The sequence below is a fragment of the Chryseobacterium luteum genome (assembly GCF_000737785.1).
GTDB classification, from domain to species: Bacteria; Bacteroidota; Bacteroidia; order Flavobacteriales; family Weeksellaceae; genus Chryseobacterium; species Chryseobacterium luteum.
In genome coordinates, this window is the sequence record NZ_JPRO01000003.1 from 268,782 (window position 1) to 289,636 (window position 20,855).

A 20,855-nucleotide genomic window follows, 5' to 3' on the forward strand; every position below is an offset into this window, starting at 1 on the left:
AATTCAACAGAAATTAAGAATCGGATGTATGCAAAACCACGATTGTCGTATTCAGATTACGGATGAGTGAATTTTGTTTCTCGCGGATTGATCAGATTTCGCAGATGATTGAGTTTAAAAATCTGCGTTATCTGCAAATCTGCATGAGAAATTATCTAATCTTTGTCATTTCGCAGGAATCTAAAAAACGTAAATAAAGCTATGTTTAGATTTCACGCTTCACTGTATTCCGCTCTGAATGACAGCTTTATGGATTTTATTTGTGAAAATTAGTGAAAAACATTAGTGTAATTTATGTTTAAGGGTTATTTCTTCGCCTTAGAACTCATATAAAAACTCAATTTTCCGCCATTCATAATATCAGAATGCTTCAATGTAAAGTTTTTTATTTCTTTTCCGTTAAGAAGAATTTTTTCAACATAAACACTCTCCGGACTTTGGTTGATCGCTTCAATTTCAAAAGTTTTTCCGTTCTCTAAATTCAAAACCGCATGATCAATAGCCGGACTTCCAATGGCATAATCTTCCGAACCCGGAGCAACAGGATAAAAACCAAGCGAACTCAAAATATACCAGGCGCTCATCTGCCCGGCATCATCGTTTCCGCCCAATCCATCGGGAGTTGCTTTATATTGCATTTCTAAAATTCGCCTGATCTGCGCCTGAGTTTTCCAGGGTTGTCCCGCCCAGTTATAAAAATAGGCGACATGATGCGCCGGTTCGTTTCCGTGAACATATCCACCGATAATTCCTTCTCTTGTTATGTCTTCTGTGTCTGCGAAAAACTCGTCAGGTAAATGCATCGTGAACAACTCATCCAGTTTTGAAGCGAATTTTTTCTTTCCGCCCATTATTTGGATCAATCCGTCAGGATTTTGGGGAACGAAAAAGCTGTAATTCCAGGAATTCCCTTCAATGAAACCCTGCCCGTGGGTGCTCAGCACATCAAAATCTTTTTTGAAGCTTCCGTCTGTTAATCGGGGACGCATGAAGCCTGCTTTTGGATCAAAATTATTTTTCCAGTTTTCAGAACGTTTGATAAACTCACGGTAAACTTCTGTTTCCCCTAAATGTTTTGCCAGTTGGGCAATTGCCCAGTCGTCATACGCATATTCCAGGGTATTGGAAACTGAAGTTCCGTTTTTCTCAGCCGGAATATACCCCATATCAATATAATATCCGATACCTTCATAATCTCTTTTATTTGCTGTGGCAATACAGGCTTTCAATACTTCTTTCGGATCACCGCTGTAATTGCCTTTGATCACCGCATCTGCAACTACACTTACGCTGTGGTAGCCGCTCATGCACCAGTTATCGTTGGCATAATGTGACCATATGGGAAGCATTTTCATGGAGAATTGATTATAGTGAGCCATCATGGATTGGACCATATCATTATTGCGCTTGGGTTGAATGATATTAAAGAAAGGATGAAGAGCTCTATAAGTATCCCAGATAGAAAAAGTCGTATAGTTCGTGAAACCTTCCGCCTTGTGAATATTCTGATCCAAACCTTTATATTCCCCGTTAACATCCATATAGGTTGTAGGACTGATGAAAGTATGGTACATGGCTGTGTAAAAATTGGTCTTTTCTGTTTCGGAACCTTTGATAACAATCTTATTCAGTTCCTTATTCCAGTTTTCCTGAGCCTTTGCTTTTATCTGATCAAAAGACATATTTCCGGTTTCCTTTTCCATATTCTCCAGTGCATTGGCCTGGCTTACCGGAGAAATAGCCAGTTTTACTTCAACGGCTTCATTTTCTTCAGTATCGAAGTCAAAATACATTTTCAGGTTTTTACCTGCTATTTCAGGAAAGTTTTTACTCTGGTCAAATTTTCTCCAGAATCCTTTGTAAATTTGAGGTCCGTCAAAATTTTTCTGCCCGTATGATTTAAAGGGTTTTGAAAATTTCATGGCGAAATAAACTGTTCGGGTTCTTGCCCACCCGTTGGTCTGGCGGTAACCGGTTACTGTTCCGTTATTTTCTACACGTACATAGGTCCAGACATTTTTACCGTCATAATTATAGATTCCTGCAGTCAGGTCTAAAATAATGTGTGCCTGATCAGATTTTGGAAAAGTATACCGGTGGACTCCCGTTCTTGTTGAGGCGGTAAGTTCTGCCAGAAAAAAATATGGTCATCTTCCAGCTTTACTTTATAATATCCGGCTTCGGCTTTTTCATTCTGATGGGAGAATCTGCTTCTGTAGCCGTTTTCAGGATGTGAGGCTGTTCCCGGATTCAGCTGCAGTGTTCCTACAGTGGGCATTATTAGAAAATCCCCAAGATCAGAATGTCCGGTTCCGCTGAAATGCGTTGAACTGAAACCTACAATTGTTTTGTCTTCATAGCGGTATCCTGCACAGTACTTATACACCTCACCGTTGTATTTTCCGTTGAGCTCGTAAGAAATCGTATCGGTTTCCGGGCTCAGTTGTACTGCACCGAAGGGAACGGTTGCCCCTGGATATGTATGTCCCATTTTTTCAGTTCCGATCAGAGGATTTACATAGTGTATCAGCTTTTCAAATTGCTGGGCTTTTGAATACTGGCTTAGAAATAAAAGGAATAAAACTGCAAAAGTTGCCGTATTTTTCATGAATGAATGGATTTTCTAAAGTAAAATTAATTAAAAATTGAAGAATAACTATTTATAACATTATTATTTATCCCATTATTTTAAATGGCATCCATTCAATATTTAGTATTTTTAGGAAAAAATAAAATCATATGAATTTATATACACAGCCGATGCTGCGCGAAGGTGCATTGCAGGATAAAGTAGCGATTGTAACGGGTGGCGGAAGCGGTCTCGGAAAAGCAATGACCAAATATTTCCTGGAACTGGGGGCAAAAGTAGTGATCACTTCCCGTAATCTGGAGAAGTTACAGGGAACTGCAAAAGAGCTGGAAGAGGAAACCGGGGGAAAAGTTCTGTGTGTTGCCTGCGACGTAAGAAACTGGGATGAGGTGGAAGCGATGAAAGAAGCCGCTTTGAAAGAATTCGGAAGAATTGATATTTTGTTGAACAATGCAGCCGGAAATTTCATCTCGCCGACGGAAAGATTAACGCATTCTGCTTTTGATTCGATTTTGGATATTGTTTTAAAAGGAACGAAGAATTGTACCCTTTCCATCGGAAAGCACTGGATTGATTCCAAAAGCCCGGGAACTGTTTTAAATATTGTAACCACTTATGCATGGACAGGATCTGCTTATGTGGTTCCTTCTGCATGCGCGAAAGCAGGTGTTCTGGCTATGACCCGGTCTTTAGCGGTAGAGTGGGCAAAATACGGGATCCGTTTCAATGCGATTGCGCCGGGACCTTTCCCTACAAAAGGAGCATGGGACAGACTGCTTCCGGGAGATCTTCAGGAAAAATTTGATATGAGGAAAAAAGTTCCTTTAAGAAGAGTAGGGGAACACCAGGAGCTTGCCAATCTTGCCGCTTACCTGGTTTCAGACTATTCTGCTTATATGAACGGTGAAGTAGTGACTATAGACGGCGGCGAATGGCTTCAGGGAGCTGGAGAATTCAACATGCTTGAGGATATTCCTAAAGAAATGTGGGATGCACTGGAAGCAATGATTAAAGCAAAAAAGACAAATTAATTAAAATTTTCATAAAAAGATCCCGGACTGTAACGATTCCGGGTTTTTTTATAACTTATCAGAGAAATAGTATAAATTATTCCAAATGAATTATAAACTTCCAAGTCTTATTGCAGCAGCAGCCATCTTCCTGTTTTCAGGATCTGCTTTGGCTCAGGATACTCCAAAATACAGCTATGTAGAGGCATTCAAACCTTTTTTTTATCCTCAAACCGGGACGGAAACCCGTTCTGCAAGCGGACAGCCGGGCCATGCTTACTGGCAGAATTCAGCAGACTATGACCTGAATGTAAGCCTTAATGAAGCGAAAAATGAGATTACAGGAACGGCTGATATTACCTATACCAATAATAGTCCCGACCCATTAGGTTTCCTTTGGCTGCAGCTGGATCAGAATTTATTTGCAAAAGATTCCCGTGGTAATGCTGTAGTTCCGTCATCAGGCAGCAGAAACGGAGCCCACGGTGAAGAGCTGGACGGAGGTTATAAAATTAAATCTGTAAAACTGGATGGTAAAGATGTGAAATATACCATCACTGATACCAGGATGCAGATTGATCTTCCGAAAGAGCTGAAGGCTAAGGGCGGTGTTGCCAAAATCAAAATTGAATATTCTTTCGTTTCCCCCGAATATGGATCCGACAGGATGGGGGTGCATACAACGAAAAACGGTAAGATTTTTACGGTTGCACAATGGTACCCAAGAATGTGTGTGTATGATGATGTGATGGGTTGGAATACGCTTCCTTACATCGGGGCATCAGAATTTTATCTTGAATACGGCCATATTTCTGCTAATATTACAGTTCCTGCCAATCATTACGTAGTGGCATCCGGGGAACTTCTGAATTATAAAGACGTTTACAGCAAAGAAGAAAATAACCGTTGGGAGCAGGCGAGAAACAGTGACAAAACCGTAATGATCCGCCCGGAATCTGAAATAGGGAAAAACCAGGCTTCAGGGACAAAAACATGGAAATTTAAAATAGACCAGACCCGTGATTTCGCATGGGCTTCATCGCCTGCATTTATTCTTGATGCCGCAAAAATAAATCTTCCGAGCGGTAAAAAATCTGTGGCTATATCGGCTTATCCAGCTGAAAGTGCCGGCGAAAAAGCCTGGGGAAGATCTACGGAATATACAAAAGCAGCGATTGAGCATTATTCTCAGAAATGGTATGAATATACTTATCCTGCAGCAACGAATGTAGCAGGAAATGAAGGTGGAATGGAGTATCCGGGAATTGTGTTCTGCCATATGGATTCTGCGGGAGAAGACCTTTGGGGTGTTACCGATCATGAATTCGGGCATAACTGGTTTCCTATGATCGTAGGCTCGAATGAGAGACTGTTTGCGTGGATGGATGAAGGTTTCAATACCTTTATCAATGAATTGTCTACAAAAGCTTTTAACAATGGTGAATATTATACGAAGAAGAATATTGCCGGAAGCGGAAGTTTTATGATGGGGGATAATCTTGAGCCGATTATGGTAGGTCCGGACAATATGAAGGAAAGAAGCATAGGAACTCTGGCTTACTTTAAACCGGGGATGGGACTGCAGATTTTAAGAGAGACCATTTTAGGTCCTGAAAAATTCGATAAAGCCTTCAAAACTTATGTTGACAGATGGGCATTCAAGCATCCTACTCCCTGGGATTTCTTCCATACCATGGAAAATGTTTCAGGAGAAGAGCTGAACTGGTTCTGGAGAGGATGGTTTATCAATAAATGGAAAATTGATCAGTCTGTAAAAGATGTGAAATACGTGAATGGTGACTTTAAAAACGGAGCTCAGATTACCGTTGAAAACCTTGGCCAGATGCCGATGCCAACGACGGTTCAGGTGAAATTCAAAGACGGGACAAAACAGATCGTAAAAATACCGATTGAGGTTTGGAAGCGTAATACGGAATGGCTGTTGAAAGTGGATTCAAATAAAGAGATAGATGAGGTTATGCTGGATCCGGACTCTATGATTCCTGATGTGAATGCAAAAAACAATACCTGGCCTTCAGTACAGACAAAAGCAGCAGAAAAGGTCAATACAAAAGACTTTGCAGGGACATACGGCACAAAGAGCGATTCCGTTAAATTGATCTTTATAGATAAAAACGGACAATTTTACGTTAAGGCAGGTCAGCAGGAATTTTCCCTTCAATATGCAGGGAATAATGAATTTACTATTGAAGAAGCCGGTATAACACTGGTATTTAGCAAAGACAAAAAGGATCTTGTTTTTAAACAGGGTGGAAGAGAATACAAATTTACTAAAGAATAAAACATAGCTTATTCCTATTGAGAGGCCTGAACTTCACTTGAAGTTCAGGTTTTTTGTTGGTGGAAGGAAGATGGAGGTGCTGTTTGAAGTTCCTAAAGACAGAATTTTTAATTCCGGATCAGGTTACCGGAAAATCAACTTCAAATCCAATTCCTCTCAGGGACTGGATTTTTATTTTGGGATCATTGAGAAAATATTTTCTCAGCCGGCTGATGAATACATCAAGGCTTCTTCCGGTAAAATAATCATTGGTTTCCCAGAGATTATCCAGAATATCATCCCTTTTAATCATGGTTCCGTTGTGTTTCAAAAGGTATAAAAGGAGTTCCTGTTCCCTTACCGTAAGACGTACATTTCCCTGAGGATGGGAAAGCAGCAGTTTTTCAGTATCTAAAGAATAGTCCCCGATCTTTATCTGCAGCGGGATAGCAGGCTGTGTCCTTTTAAGAATATTCCTGATTCTCAAAACCAGTTCTTCCGGATCGCAGGGCTTGGCAATATAATCGTCCGCTCCTATTTTTAAGCCCATCAGACGGTCTATTTTCTGGTTCTTGGCGGTAAGGAAAAGCAAAGGGAAATTATTCTTCTCCTTTAAGATCATTTTTGCTAAAGAAAAGCCGTCAATTGAAGGCATCATAATATCCAGAATACCAATATGAAACGGGAAATCTGTATGTAAAAGACTCACAATATCCTCCGGATTCTGAAACCATGCCACTTCAAAATCCTCCAGTTCAAGATACTGCTTCAGGATCATCCCGAAATCCGGGTCGTCTTCTGCCAAAAGGATTTTAGTTTTCATAAGGAATGGATATTTTAAATGTGGTTCCGGCCTTGGGGCGGCTGGAAACTTCTATGCTGCCACGGTATTTTGTTATGATTTTTTTTACAAAATAAAGTCCTAATCCCAATCCTTTCGTGTTGTGGATATTGTTAGACTGAATTCTGTAAAATTTTTCAAAAATGTGATGAAGTTCCTTTTTCTCAATGCCGCAACCGTTGTCGCTGACTTCTATTTTAAGATTTTGAGAACTGTTGCTGATATTCACTTTTACATGAGAAGCTCCGTATTTCACACTGTTTTCACAAAGGTTTTTGATGAGGGTTTCCATAAGGTTTTTATCGAAAGGAAGTTCCTCTGAAACCTTGCCGGTCAGTTCAAACTCTGTTTCAGAATAGGTGAAGGCAAGGTCCTGCACAAAAAAGTTCCAGTCTTCCGGTTGTATGGACAGGATTTCTTCAGGAGTTTCATCTTTATGCAGCTGAACCATCAGGTTTTCAAGGCGATTGATCTGCCGCTCGATCAAAGGTAACGTTTCCGGATTCCATTCCTTTTTTAAAGCTTTTGATGCTATTTTTAAAGTAGCTATCGGGGTTTTGAATTCATGGGAGATATTATCGACAACAGTGTGCAGAACTTCTACCTGCTTTTGCTGTTGAATTAAATTTTTAACAGTGAAGATGTAGAGTATTAAGACGCTTGTCAACAGGGCAATACAACACAGGAACAGGAGGGTTAATTCTCTGAAAACAATACTTTTAATATTTAAAATTTCAAATTCGGTTTTGCTTTTCACCTGAAAACTGTTGTTTCGGATGGTTTTTTTTTCGTCGTCGGATGTTGATTTGGAGGATGTTTCCCAATTTCCTGTATTTGTAATTCCGGCTTTTACAACCTTGTTTTTGGTTTCAAAAAGGGTAATTGGCTGGTCAATGAGATTGGTTTTAGTAGGGAGAAAAACAATTGATAAATACTGAATTTTGACGGCCACTTCGTACCCCTGATTTTTGAACTGATGATCTACATACTTACTGAAATGATCTTGTGTACTTTTTCTATTCTGTTCAAAAAGACTTAAAAACTTTTTTTTATTGATTTTTTTGTTATTAAACTGTATAATAATATACTGCAGAGAATCGTCGGATACTTTTTTCACACCTCCTTTATCATCAAGGTTATCTGTGAATCGGGTGAGTCTGCTATGTACGTCTCTGTAAATTTCCCTCTCCTTTACCTGATAAGTTTTATACATGAAATAAGCCTGTATCCCTAACAGAAGAAGGAATAGTGCTGCAAAAAGAGCAATAAGATTTTTACTTTTCAAAATCATAGTAACAAATATAAAACTTTAGCTTTTGTCTCACTGTCATTAACCCATCATTAACCTTTCATTAACCGAAATTCTTAGATTTAATGCTGATTTTTGTACCGCAGATAAAAGCTATCCTATTCATTGAAATTGAAGAAAAGGAAAATGTGCATATCAGGTTTTATGATTGTACGCTGTAATAAAATAACTAAGTGGAAAAAATTATTGTTCTTTTAGGTTTGTCCGTTTGTTCTCTGGTGGGGGCTCAGGATATTGATGGGGTTCAGCGATCAGTAAATGTCCATCAGCAGTCGTGGAATAATATTCAATGGAAAATTGAATCAGAAACAAAACGCCTTCACGAACATCATGTTCAGAAAGCAACTGCCATGTTTGAAGGGAGAAAGCTTATAGCGTGGTTTACTACTGATGTGGAAATCTTAACAGGGCATTATCAACTTGGTGGACTTCCGGGTTTAATACTCTATGTGGAAGACAGTCAGAAAGATTTTGTGTATAGGACAAATGTGAAGAAGTTATATGGCAGAAATATAAAAATGACCACTTCATAGATTCAATATTATTAAAAGTAACATTCAGAACATATTTAAAATAGTAGTTCGGGCTTGAACAGATTTCTGTTCAAGTCATTTTATGTTGAAGGAATAAGCTGACTACAATGGGCATTAACCCATCATTAACCTTTCATTAACCGGAATTCTACGGGGAAATATGGATTTTTGTACCAGAAGTTGTGAGGATGCTATGATGTATTTTCAGAACGTTATTTAGCCTTTAAAAAAGAATCATGTATAAATTTTTATTTTTTTTGTGCCTTCCTGTTTTAATGTTTTCGCAACAACGGAAAATTGAAGGAACGGTTGTGAATACTCAGAACGAAAAACTTCCTTTGGTCTCTATTGAGGTTTATAATTTGCAAAATGCCCTGATAAAAAAGATCACGACTAATGAGAGTGGTGATTTTACGCTTGAAGGTATTTCAGAAAAATCTGTAAAACTGGTCATTAAAGATCTTGAATATATGCAATTTGAAAAAGAGCTTGAACTTGACAAACAGGAGAATCTTTTACAGATAGTTTTAAAAAAGGAGGTTCAGGAGATTCAGGAAGTGATCATGACCAAGCAAAAACCCTTAGTGAAAAGAAAAATAGACAGGTTGGAATTTAATGTGGAAAACAGTAATATTTCCTCACTAAATGCCTGGGAGATTCTCAAAAAAACACCGGGTATTACGGCAAGTAATGATGTGCTGGCTATTAAAGGAAGTCAAAGTATTTTGGTGACTATTAATGATAAGAAAGTAATGTTGACCGGGGATGAGTTGAAAAACCTATTGGAAAATACCCAGGGGGATGAGGTAAAATCTGTGGAAGTAATTACAAATCCACCGGCAAAATATGAGGCCTCAGGAAGTGCTGTTCTGAATATTGTCATGAAGAAAAATAAAATAGAAGGATATCGGGGTATCCTTTCTTCCAAATATGTGCAGACTCAGTATGCAAAAGGAGTGGCAGGGATTTCCCAGTATTATAAAAAAGATAAACTTTCCCTGATGGCAAGCTATTACCTGGGAAGTGGAACCTATTATCGCGAAGGTACGGATTATGTCAATTATGTCGAAGATAAAACCCGGTGGGTGAGTACGATGAATCGAAAAGATCGTAATAAAAGTCAGAATACACTGAATTTTAATGTGGAATATGAAATAGACAGTCTCACCAATGCCAGTCTTAATTATTCAGGATCTTTTAGTCCGAAATCTTTTGGAACGTATCATGTACCGACGTTAATTTATAACAGTCAGAATATGGTAGAATCTGATTATATAACCATTAATGATCATCAGTCGAGATCAATTAATAATTCGTTAAGCTTTCAGGTAGAAAGAAAATTGAGTAAGAAAAGTAAACTGACATGGACCAATTATTTCGCAGGAAATAATGCCCGGAAATATCAGAATGTAATCACTGCTCTCAACTTTGCAAATCAGGCTCCGAATGAAAATAACTTTGTAACTAATAATAAAAGTAATGTTCAACTGTATTCCACACAGGCAGATTATCAATGGAAAAATGATCAATGGGAATTGGAGTCCGGAGCAAAATATAGTTTTGTAAAGACAGATAGCCAGCTTGAATTTTCTGATAATGAAAATGGGGTATTGCAGTACAGAGGAGACAAGAGCAATGCTTTTGATTATAAAGAACATAATTTCGGACTTTATTCTTCATTGGCTTACAACCCTGGAAAATGGAATTTTAAAGCTGGACTTCGCGCAGAAAAAACAGATCTGGAAGGAGTGGTTTCAGAACCTTATGAGATCAATAAGAACAGCTACTGGAAATTTTTTCCAACATTATATGCACAGTATACTACCGGGAGTAATCATCAATTCGGATTATCTTACGGGAAGCGAATCAGTAGACCATCCTATTCATGGTTGAATCCTGCGAAATCTTACTATAACCTGTTTTCCTATTTTCAGGGAGATCCTAAACTAAAATCGACAATTATTCATAATCTTAATTTGACCTATACCTGGAAAGAATGGAATCTTGATTTTTACTACAGAAAGGAAATTTATCCTTCAATGGAAATTTCTTATCAGGAACCGAGCACAAACAGCCTGATTTATCATTATACAAATATTGAAAAAGGACAGGCGTATGGATTGAGCGTATACAAAAACTTTCAAATCAAACCCTGGTGGAGTTTAAGTGTTTCTGAAAACCTTGAGCATAACGAAAATTATTTTGTCGGGGTTGATGATATTCTGTATAAAAACAACGTCTGGAATTTGTCTTCGGATATTTCTACAAGTTTCACTTTGGACAAAAGCACCGACTGGAAACTGGAAATTGGACACCGGTACAATTCTCCGTCAATACAGGGAACTTTCAGGATCTCAGGTTCATCAACAGCGTATCTGGTAATGAATAAAAAGTTCTTTAACAAGAAACTGGATGCCAGTCTTTTCTTTAACGATATTTTTAAAACATCCGGAGAGAAAATCAGTACAAAATATGCCAATCAGGATAACTATTTTCTGGATTACCGGGATACGCAAAGTGTTTCAGTTTCGCTGAAATTCAATTTCGGAAACCAAGCCGTGAAGAACGCGAAAACCATCAAGAAGACGGAGGAACTGAACAGGTTGTAATTCTTCAGGCATCTGTCTCCCTTTCTGAAAAACTAAAAACTAATATCCATAAAAACATTATTATAAAAGAAATTCATGTCCTGTGTCACATTTTCGTTAATTTTGACATTTATTTTTAAAATCAGAGATATGAAACGATTTCTTTATGCCTTTGTAGCAGCTGTTTCCATGCAGCAGGTTTCTGCACAGGAATTGTATATGCCGAGAAATATTAAAAAAGCCTATGAGAAAGGAACCCGTGATATTTCCGGCGCACCGGGCAGGAATTATTGGCAGAATAAAGGAATTTATAACGTCGAGGTCAAAGTGGATGCGGCGGCCAAAACAGTCTCAGGAAAAGAAACGATCACTTACAGCAACAACAGTCAGGATGAGCTTCAGGAACTTGCCATCAGGTTTGTAAACAATCTTCATAAGCCGCAATCGCCGAGATCAGGTTATGTATCCAAAGATTTCCTGTCCTCAGGGCTTCTCATAAAATCTTTTATCGTAAACGGTGAAAAATACATGGTAAACAGCGATGACTGGGGAACTGTGGAAAAAGTAAAACTGAACAGGGGACTTAAGGCCGGAGCTAAAGCTGAGGTGAAAATAGAATGGGAATATCCGCTTTCCGTACAGAGCGGAAGAGAAGGGCAGATAGATCCTGAAACATTTTATGTGGCCTATTCTTTCCCCAGAATTTCTGTGTATGATGATTACAATGGTTGGGATATGCTTCCTCATTCGGACAGGCAGGAATTTTATAATGATTTTAACGACTATACTTTTACCATCTCTGCTCCGAAGAATTTTGTAGTATGGGCTACCGGAGATTTTCTGAATCCTGATGCCGTACTTCAGCCCGAATATTTAAAAAGATATAAAGCTTCCCTGAAAAGCGATAAAGTGATCCATATTACTTCCGAGCAGGAAATGAGATCCGGAAAAGTAACCAAACAAAACAAATGGAATGTCTGGAAATTCAAAGCCAGCCATATTACAGATTTCTGCTTTGCATTGAGCAGTCATTACGTCTGGGATGCTGCCAGCGTTCAGCTGAAAACAAAAAGAGCAAGTGTTCAGGCAGGATATAAAACCGGTGCAAAGGATTTTGAGCACTATGTAGACTGGATGTGTTATAATCTGGACTGGTTTTCAAAGAAATGGCCGGGCGTGGAATATCCTTACAATGTTATGACAGCAATTCAGGGGTATGCTGATATGGAATATCCAATGATGATCAATGATACAAGTATTCCGGATGATCTTCGGGATGCAAGGCTTACCGCAGATCACGAGATTGCCCATACCTATTTCCCTTTTTATATGGGAATCAATGAAACCAGGTATGCTTTTATGGACGAAGGCTGGGCGACGACATTGGAATATCTTATCGGGATTGATGAGAACGGTGAAGCTGCCGCAAAAGAATTTTATAAAAATTTCCGTGTTAAAAGATGGATCAATGATCCTTCTGCCGAACAGGATCAGCCGGTCATTACCATGAGTACACAGGTAAGCGGTGCCGGATACGGAAACAATTCCTATGTAAAAGCGTCTCTGTCTTATCTGGCACTGAAAGATTATCTGGGAGACGAGCTGTTCAAAAAAGCGCTTCTTCACTATATGAATAACTGGAACGGGAAGCATCCTGTGCCGTGGGATTATTTTAATTCAATGAATACAGGTTCGGGGAAAAATCTGAACTGGTTCTTCCAAAACTGGTTCTATACCAACAATTATATTGATTTAAAAATAACCGATGCCTCACAGCTTAATGATCTTCTTACCGTGAATATTGATAACGTGGGCGGATTTGCAGTTCCTTTCGATGCTGTGCTGAACTACGAAGATGGATCAGCTGAAAAGCTTCATTTCTCGCCCGGGATCTGGGAAAGAAATCAGAAACAGGCAGATCTTACAATACCTATCAAAAAGAAAGTAAAATCTGTGACCCTGGACGGAGATATCTTTATGGATTATACACCTGATAATAACACAAAATCATTATAAAAACAAAAACAGCCTGTTCCAATTGAAACAGGCTGTTTCATTAAAAAGCAGTCTGGAATTCTTATCAAAATCTACGATAGGATAGGATAGGATAGGATAGGATCTTAAAACAAAGAGCCTGAACAAAAGTTCAGACTCTTCTATTGAAAGTTAATTTGAATGTGTCTTATCTTAATCCCGCTCTTGGGCCCGATGCTGAAACTACAGCCTGCATTCTTGTTTTTTGGTTGGCAGAGAACATAAACATCGCTTTGTCATCTACATAATCCATATAATTCATAAACATTTGAGAACGGCTTACCCCTCCGCAAACCCTGCTTAAAGGATATGATGGTGTTCCGTAATTAGGCCCCGGAGAAACAGGAGTGTCATTAGAGTAATCTGTCTGGCAGCCTGTATTGGATGAACCCCAAAGGTGAGGTAAATTTAAATAGTGACCTACTTCATGCGTAACAGTTCTGCCCAGGTTAAACGGAGCGAAAGCACCTGTTTTTCCAATGTACTGGTAACCTATTACTAGACCGTCATACCAAAGGCCCGCAGACTCAGGGTAATAGGCGTATCCCAATGTTCCCGGCTGTCCGTTTTCATCAAGTATGGAATTAACAACCCAGATATTCATGTTTTTGGATGCATCCGTAGCATTAATACCTCCTGTAGTCGATTTTTTCATTTCGTTTAAATTGGATTTCCAGCCTGTTTTTGTATTCTGCTTACGGTTGGTGGCTACCAGTTTAAACCGGATTTTCACATCACCTGCTTTGGAAGACTGGAATGCTGTCGGTATATTGGAAACATCAGAATTGGTAGCTCCGTAATCTGCATTCAGTACGGCGATCTGCTCTGCGATTCTGGCATCAGAAATGTTTTGAGCGGCTGTATTGTAGATCACATTAAAAACCACAGGAATCTCAACAGTTCCGTCTGCGAGTACTTTACCCATCATAACGTCTCTGGAAAATTTTTCAGACTGTAATTCATTGGTCTCAAATCTGGCTCTTAATGCCGGATCATCTTTAAGGGCCTTTTCTCTTATGAGGTCTGAAGGACATGCTCTTTTTGATGTTGTAATGCCTGAAAGACTACCCGGATCCTGGGATATATCCTCTTGGTTAGAAATATTGTCGCTGTTACACGCAGAAATGAAGCTCAGAATAAAGGCTCCGAATAATAGCTTTTTCATAATATATTATAAATGGTTTGGTCTCCAAATGTATATTATAAAAAATTAATATGCAAAATATTTTGATAAAATTTAAATATTTGACACTTTTTAATGGTTTTAGTTGAGTATTATTGTGTTTTAAATATCTTTTGTTGAATTTTAATCATATTTACTTTTTGTGTTTGAAATTTTACTGTATAATTTACATTTTAACAAAAAATAATTAAATGAATTGTTTGAACTGATTTATTTTTTTAAGTCAAATTTCTTTAATTAGCCTGCAAAACCGTTTTTAATGGCAAAAACTGCCAGTCCCACCCTGGTTTTCAGATCCAGTTTATCACACAGCTGGTCACGGTAGCTTTCTACGGTTCTCGGGCTGCAGCACATCCTGTCTGCAATTTCCTTATAACTGAGCTCAGTAACGGTATATTTCAGAAATTCTCTTTCCCGGTCCGAAATTTTTACCGTATGTTCCGTTTCGTTATCCCTGTTCAGGTTGGAGAATATGATTTTTGAGGCCCATTCCGGGTAAAAGAATCCATCAGAATTTAATTTCGTTAATGCAGTTTCCAGATCTTTCGGATGGGTATTTTTCAGTAAATAGCCTTTTGCCCCGTTTTTAATCATTTTAATGACACTGTTGTCATCGCCCTGCATGCTGAGCGCCATCACTTTAATGGCTGGGTGGTTCTGCGTAAGCCAGGCTGCGGTTTCAAAGCCGTCCATAATCGGCATGCTGATATCCAGCAGGATGATATCGGGAATTTCCCTATTATCTTCAAGCTTTTGGATCAGGTCTTTTCCGTTCTCACATACATAGATCACTTCAAATTCACTGAAATTATCAATGATTCCTTCCAGTGCTTTGGCAATAAGTATATGGTCATCAACAATCACTATTGTTTTTTTCATGGCTGTTTTTTTAAAATAATATGGAGTGTGGTTCCTGTATTCTCGCGGCTTTCAAGACTGAAATCGGCACCTATAATTGCGGCTCTGTTTTTCATATTGGTCAGGCCGATGCCGTTGGACTTTATATTCGTACTGTCGAATCCAATGCCGTCATCCTTAAGGTTAAGTTCCCAAAGGATGTCCCCGGATGTGTTCAGGCTGATCAGGATATTCCTGCAGTTTGCATGTTTGATGCTGTTCTGAATAAATTCCTGGGTGATCCTGAGCAGTACATTTTTATGGGCAAACCCCAGGTCAAGCTGGTCGAAATTGTGTTCAAAAGTCACTTTACACCTTTTGAAAGTATTGGTATTATCTACCTCTTCCTGAATCAAAGTTACAATTTCCTTTTGGTTTATATTATCGTCAGTCAGTGTTTTTGAAAGGCTCCTGAGATCCTGAAGCGACTGGTTAATGATCTGGGAAACCTGATCGATCCTTTCGCTTACCTCAGGAACCCTGTTTTCATAGAGAAGCTGTTGGGTATAAAGGCTTGCCAATGTCAGCTTCTGGCCGATATTATCATGAAGTTCCCGCCCAATGTGCTGCATGGTGGCCTGTTGAATCTCAAGCTGTGTGGCCAGCAGCTCCCGTTTATGAATTTCATTTTTTATCTCAATTTCATTCATATATTCTTTCTTACGCTGCCTGTATTTTCTGATGTATACCATGACGGCAGCCATAAACAGCACAAAGAATATGTTGAATAGAATAATGGTTATTAAGAGCTCCGTTTTCCCCATATGAATGAAATTGAGAATAAAAGGTACATGATAATTCCGGATATCAGAAAATAACTAAAGTACATGTTCCAAAGCTCCTTATATTCATTCAGAAGACTGAAAAATGTCCAGAAGGGCAGGGTTCCGATATAAAATAAAGTAACCCCCAGATTAATATAAAACATTTTGTTCCTGCTGAAGTTTAGAATTTCAGATGAGTTGATCTGTTTATAGTATTCCATAATAACCAGTACCATTAATATAAGACATCCAAATGTGTAATTAAAGGAGAAAATGATCTTTTTAGAGGTAAAGAAGAACTCACTGGGTAAAAATGATAATAAGTACAGCAGCGACAAAGCATAAAACAGCTTGGGACGTCCTAATGACTTGGCTGCATACAGCCAGTAAAAGAAAAGAAATTCAAGGGGAATTACGAAATAGTTGAAAAACTTTGGTTTATCATATTCTATCAGCAAATGCCCCCATTTTCCCATTAGCTCACTCAGGAACATAATGATAAGATAAAAAGAAAAATACTTCCAATATCGCTCTTTATTCCCACGATTGTAATAAATAAGCGATATTATGGCAGCGAGTCCTTCCGCCCAGATCAGGGACTCCTGAAGTATCTTCTGAAAATCGGTCATGTGTGTTTGGATAAAAATAAATTAATGATTAAACTTAAGGGAATTGCTCAACCTTAGGGTCGGATGGTGGTGATAATGTTCCGTGGTTTTCTGCAATAGTATATATTAGAGGTGTTTCGCCACCTTTTGATTCCATAGTCAAAGATTTTGTATTATTTGAAGGGCTGAAATCATAGTCAAGCATTTCTCCGTTTTCATCTTCTTTTTTTAAAGTCGGTACCATCACCAAAGTATGTCTTTCTGCATATTCCACGTCTACCGGATAATCTTCCATCATGGTCCAGTCCTGCGCTTTTGGATAAGCAGCATAATAGAACCTGATGCCTAAATCCTCCTCAGAAATGTTAGGATTTGCATTTGTGGCTTCATTTTCTATGCGTGAAATGAATTTTTTCAGTTTCGGAAGGTCAAACCAGATCGAATGCGCGTCAGTAATTCCCAGTTCTTTATTAACCGCCTGCATCTGGTTATTTCTGTAGTTACTTATCAGGTTCTGGATAAGTTCTGAAGTAATGGTATTTGTATCCGGAACGGCTCCAGGAATTTCAGTCTCTGAAGTAGGTTTTGTCGTCATAATGTTAGTTTTATAAAAAAATGTTAGTCATGCAAATTTCGTAAAAATTTCCTGGCAAACGGATGTGTTTTTTCCTGTTTATTTTCCGTGTTTTTACGGATTGTACCTCAGGTTATAAAACAGTAAAGTCTCCGGGTAACCTGGAGACTCTAACTGTCTGTTTCTTATTTTTTACATGCAGGGATATTTTTTTGGATCTCTGCAGATATTTCCTGTCGAGCAGCATAAGCCTTGAGGACAGTTCATATCAATGTCGCACTCTGTTATTACAGCCGACACACCGCCACTGATCATCTTTAAATCATTTCTTTTTAACTTTTTCATGCAATGATTCTAAAGGTTAATCAATAAGGCTGGGACGGCATTCAGCCTGTCCGCAATTGATGTTTATCTGTGAACAATGTTCCGTAGCACAAGTTCCGCTGGTAGAGCCGTCAGGGTAAGTGAATATGTTGCAACTGCAATCAATTTTTCCTCCCAAAATGGTTTTTAATGAGCTTCTTTTTAACTTTTTCATACTGATTTTGTTTTAGTTAGTAATTTATTGAATGATAAATGTACTAATATTTCACATAATTTTGATAAAAAAAATAAAAAAAAATAAGTGATGCAGATTGGGCTGCACCACTTACTTTACAAAAATAATATATATGAAAAAAACTACTTACTGATCTGCCGGCCTGAAAACCAAACCGGTTTCTTCAAAATAATCTAAAGTGATTCTGTCTCCGTCATTTACCTTTCCGGCAAGGATCTCTCTTGATAATTTATTTAAAACTTCCTGCTGGATCAATCTTTTCAGAGGTCTTGCCCCAAAAGAAGGGTCATATCCTTTATTCATCAGGTAATCTAAAGCATCCTGTGTAGCCGTCATGATAATGTTTCTTTTGGCTAACATCTCATTAAAGCCTCTCAGCTGATACTGAACAATTTTCCCGATCTCTTTTTTTCTTAAAGGCTGGAACAGTACAATTTCGTCGATCCTGTTCAGGAATTCGGGACGTAAGGTCTGTTTCAGAAGATCAAAAACTTCAGTCTTGGTTTTGTCTACAATCTCATCCTGGTTTTCCTCGGTAATATTTTCAAAATTCTCCTGGATCAGGTGTGAGCCTAAATTGGAGGTCATAATGATGATCGAATTTTTGAAATTGACCATCCGTCCTTTGTTATCAGTCAGACGTCCGTCATCCAAAACCTGCAGTAAAGTGTTGAAAACATCCGGATGCGCTTTTTCAATTTCATCTAAAAGCACCACAGAATAAGGTCTTCTTCTTACCGCTTCCGTCAGCTGCCCGCCTTCATCATATCCTACATATCCCGGAGGAGCACCTACCAGCCTTGAGACGCTGTGTCTTTCCTGGTATTCACTCATGTCGATCCTCGTCATATTATTCTCATCATCAAATAAATATTCCGCCAGGGCTTTTGCGAGCTCAGTTTTTCCGACACCGGTTGTTCCTAAGAATAAGAAAGATCCGATTGGCTTTTTCTCGTCACTTAATCCGGCTCTGTTTCTTCTGATGGCATCTGCAACGGCTGTAATAGCCTCATCCTGTCCCACGACGCGGTGGTGGAGCTCAGCTTCAAGGTTCAGTAACTTTTCTCTTTCAGACTGAAGCAGCTTGGTCACAGGAATTCCTGTCCATTTTGCGATCACTTCAGAAATATTTTCAGCAGTCACTTCCTCCTTAATTAATTCATTCTGATGATTTTGCATTTCCAGTTCAAGTTTCTGCAAAGCATCCTCCTTTTCCTTTATTTTTCCGTACTGGATTTCTGCTACTTTCGCATAATCTCCTGCTCTTGAGGCTTTTTCAGCTTCCAGTTTCAAAGACTCAATATCTTTTTTGATGGATGTTAAATCCTCAGATTTTTGTTTTTCTTTCAGCCATTTGGCATTGATCTCATTTCTTTCCTCAGAAATTTTTGAAATATCTTCTTTCAAATGATCAATTTTGGTCTGGTTGCCTTCCCTTGAAATAGCGGCCAGCTCAATTTCCAGCTGCATCAGTTTTCTGTCCAGAACATCAAGCTCTTCCGGTTTGGAGTTGATCTCCATTCTCAGTTTTGCTGAAGCCTCATCAATAAGGTCAATCGCTTTATCCGGTAAAAACCGGTCTGAAATATATCTCTGCGACATTTCTACCGCAGCAATGATCGCTTCATCTTTGATCCTTACTTTATGGTGCGCTTCATATTTATCCTTAATCCCACGGAGAATCGAAATTGCAGATTCCGTATCAGGTTCCTCCACCATCACTTTCTGGAAACGTCTTTCCAATGCTTTGTCCTTTTCAAAATATTTTTGATATTCATTTAAAGTAGTAGCACCGATCGCTCTTAATTCTCCTCTTGCTAAAGCGGGTTTCAGAATATTGGCCGCATCCATCGCACCTTCACCGCCTCCGGCTCCTACCAGAGTATGGATCTCATCAATGAAAAGGATGATCTGGCCCTCTGATTTAATCACTTCATTCACTACAGATTTCAGACGCTCTTCAAATTCCCCCTTATATTTAGCTCCGGCAATCAAAGCACCCATATCCAGCGAATACAATGTTTTATCCATCAGGTTTTCAGGAATGTCGCCTGAAATGATACGGTGCGCAATTCCTTCGGCAATAGCGGTTTTACCCACACCCGGCTCACCGATAAGGATAGGATTGTTTTTTGTTCTTCTCGAAAGAATCTGCAGTACTCTTCTGATCTCTTCATCACGCCCGATTACAGGATCCAATTTTCCTTCCGCAGCTAATTCGTTGAAGTTTTTAGCATATTTATTCAAGGATTGATAAGTCTCTTCTGAACTTGCAGAAGTCGCCTTGCTTCCTTTTCTCAATTCTTTAATAGCACCTTCCAGAAGGCTTTTGGTAACGCCCATATCCTTAAGTATTTTAGATGCTTCAGAACTGGTTTCCAGTAACGAAAGCCATAAATGCTCGATCGTTACATACTCATCACCCATTTTTTTTGCAATGTTGGGCGCATCCAGCAAAACTTTGTTCGCGGATTGTGAAAGATAAATATTACCCCCCTGAACTTTTGGAAGTTTCTCAATACTTTCACGGTTGCGCTCTCTCACTAAATTGGCATCTGCTTCAGATTTTTTCAGTAAGAAGGGCGATATATTTTCATCTACCTGAAAAATACCTTCAAGTATATGTTGCGGTTCAATACTCTGATTGCCAAATTCCATAGCAGTCTGCTGTGCTGCCTGGATGGCTTCCTGCGATTTTACAGTATATTGGTTTAAGTTCATGTTTTTTATGTTTTTTGTAATAGTTGGTTCAGTTTTAAAAAGACACCAAGAAACCAAATTTTCAGGCCCGGTTTCTTAATGCCATCAATTATTTAATCATTTAATCGATTACCTTACCACAAAAACCGTTCAATTATTAAATTTACAAAAAATATAGACAAAATTTCCGGATTATCTATTTTTAACGGTAAATTAACTTGACAAAATTTCCGATTCGTTGATATTCACTTTGAAATAATGGAAAAACCGTCAGGTTACGAAAAAACCTTAAGATTGAAATAAAGGAGAATTTAGTATTTAACGGCTTCCTTATATTATATTAACTTAATCGGAATTCCAATGGAGAGGTGGCAAATCGCAGAT

Annotated in this window: 14 protein-coding genes and 1 pseudogene; 5 read left to right on the forward strand and 10 right to left on the reverse strand. The window is 38.6% G+C overall.

Features of this window, described 5'->3' with window-relative positions:
• Positions 1–305: 305 nt before the first annotated feature.
• Positions 306–2,608, reverse strand: a pseudogene (locus IX38_RS06480) (GH92 family glycosyl hydrolase).
• 131 nt (positions 2,609–2,739) lie between these two features.
• Between IX38_RS06480 and IX38_RS06485 the strand changes: the two are divergent.
• Both IX38_RS06485 and IX38_RS06490 read left to right on the forward strand, forming a co-directional pair.
• Entirely contained in the window at positions 2,740–3,621 is an 882-nt protein-coding gene (locus IX38_RS06485) for an SDR family oxidoreductase (protein WP_034703011.1), read from the forward strand.
• A gap of 85 nt (positions 3,622–3,706) precedes the next feature.
• Positions 3,707–5,902: a M1 family metallopeptidase gene (locus tag IX38_RS06490; RefSeq protein WP_034703013.1), complete on the forward strand. Its 2,196-nt coding sequence runs from the start codon at positions 3,707–3,709 to the stop codon at positions 5,900–5,902.
• Between the two features lie 118 nt (positions 5,903–6,020).
• On the opposite strand, the gene IX38_RS06495 is transcribed toward IX38_RS06490, so the two are convergent.
• Entirely contained in the window at positions 6,021–6,704 is a 684-nt protein-coding gene (locus IX38_RS06495) for a response regulator transcription factor (RefSeq protein WP_034703016.1), read from the reverse strand.
• Entirely contained in the window at positions 6,694–8,013 is a 1,320-nt protein-coding gene (locus IX38_RS06500; protein WP_034703018.1) for a sensor histidine kinase, read from the reverse strand. Before IX38_RS06500 ends, IX38_RS06495 begins: the two co-directional genes overlap by 11 nt.
• A gap of 191 nt (positions 8,014–8,204) precedes the next feature.
• Between IX38_RS06500 and IX38_RS06505 the strand changes: the two genes are divergently transcribed.
• The 3 genes from IX38_RS06505 to IX38_RS06515 all read left to right on the forward strand — a co-directional run bounded on the left by IX38_RS06505 (position 8,205) and on the right by IX38_RS06515 (position 13,168).
• The gene (locus tag IX38_RS06505; RefSeq protein WP_034703020.1) at positions 8,205–8,564 is read left to right on the forward strand and encodes a GLPGLI family protein; all 360 of its coding nucleotides are present in this window, start codon (positions 8,205–8,207) and stop codon (positions 8,562–8,564) included.
• A 236-nt stretch (positions 8,565–8,800) separates the two neighbouring features.
• On the forward strand, positions 8,801–11,173 hold the full coding sequence (locus tag IX38_RS06510; RefSeq protein WP_034703022.1) for an outer membrane beta-barrel family protein: 2,373 nt from the start codon (positions 8,801–8,803) through the stop codon (positions 11,171–11,173).
• A 129-nt stretch (positions 11,174–11,302) separates the two neighbouring features.
• The gene (locus IX38_RS06515) at positions 11,303–13,168 is read left to right on the forward strand and encodes a M1 family metallopeptidase (RefSeq protein WP_034703024.1); all 1,866 of its coding nucleotides are present in this window, start codon (positions 11,303–11,305) and stop codon (positions 13,166–13,168) included.
• Positions 13,169–13,334: 166 nt separating this feature from the next.
• On the opposite strand, the gene IX38_RS06520 is transcribed toward IX38_RS06515, so the two are convergent.
• The 7 genes from IX38_RS06520 to clpB all read right to left on the reverse strand — a co-directional run bounded on the left by IX38_RS06520 (position 13,335) and on the right by clpB (position 20,492).
• On the reverse strand, positions 13,335–14,351 hold the full coding sequence (locus tag IX38_RS06520; RefSeq protein ID WP_034703026.1) for a zinc metalloprotease: 1,017 nt from the start codon (positions 14,349–14,351) through the stop codon (positions 13,335–13,337).
• Between the two features lie 255 nt (positions 14,352–14,606).
• The gene (locus IX38_RS06525) at positions 14,607–15,248 is read right to left on the reverse strand and encodes a response regulator transcription factor (protein ID WP_034703028.1); all 642 of its coding nucleotides are present in this window, start codon (positions 15,246–15,248) and stop codon (positions 14,607–14,609) included.
• On the reverse strand, positions 15,245–16,030 hold the full coding sequence (locus IX38_RS06530) for a sensor histidine kinase (protein WP_034703030.1): 786 nt from the start codon (positions 16,028–16,030) through the stop codon (positions 15,245–15,247). The genes IX38_RS06525 and IX38_RS06530 overlap by 4 nt, the downstream gene beginning before the upstream one ends.
• Positions 16,009–16,659: a hypothetical protein gene (locus IX38_RS06535; RefSeq protein WP_034703032.1), complete on the reverse strand. Its 651-nt coding sequence runs from the start codon at positions 16,657–16,659 to the stop codon at positions 16,009–16,011. Before IX38_RS06535 ends, IX38_RS06530 begins: the two co-directional genes overlap by 22 nt.
• A 34-nt stretch (positions 16,660–16,693) precedes the next feature.
• Entirely contained in the window at positions 16,694–17,233 is a 540-nt protein-coding gene (locus tag IX38_RS06540) for a hypothetical protein (RefSeq protein ID WP_034703034.1), read from the reverse strand.
• A 340-nt stretch (positions 17,234–17,573) separates the two neighbouring features.
• The gene (locus IX38_RS22900; protein WP_165570711.1) at positions 17,574–17,750 is read right to left on the reverse strand and encodes a hypothetical protein; all 177 of its coding nucleotides are present in this window, start codon (positions 17,748–17,750) and stop codon (positions 17,574–17,576) included.
• 147 nt (positions 17,751–17,897) lie between these two features.
• Positions 17,898–20,492, reverse strand: coding sequence for an ATP-dependent chaperone ClpB (gene clpB, locus IX38_RS06545; RefSeq protein ID WP_034703036.1), 2,595 nt, complete (start codon positions 20,490–20,492; stop codon positions 17,898–17,900).
• Between the last annotated feature and the right edge of the window lie 363 nt (positions 20,493–20,855).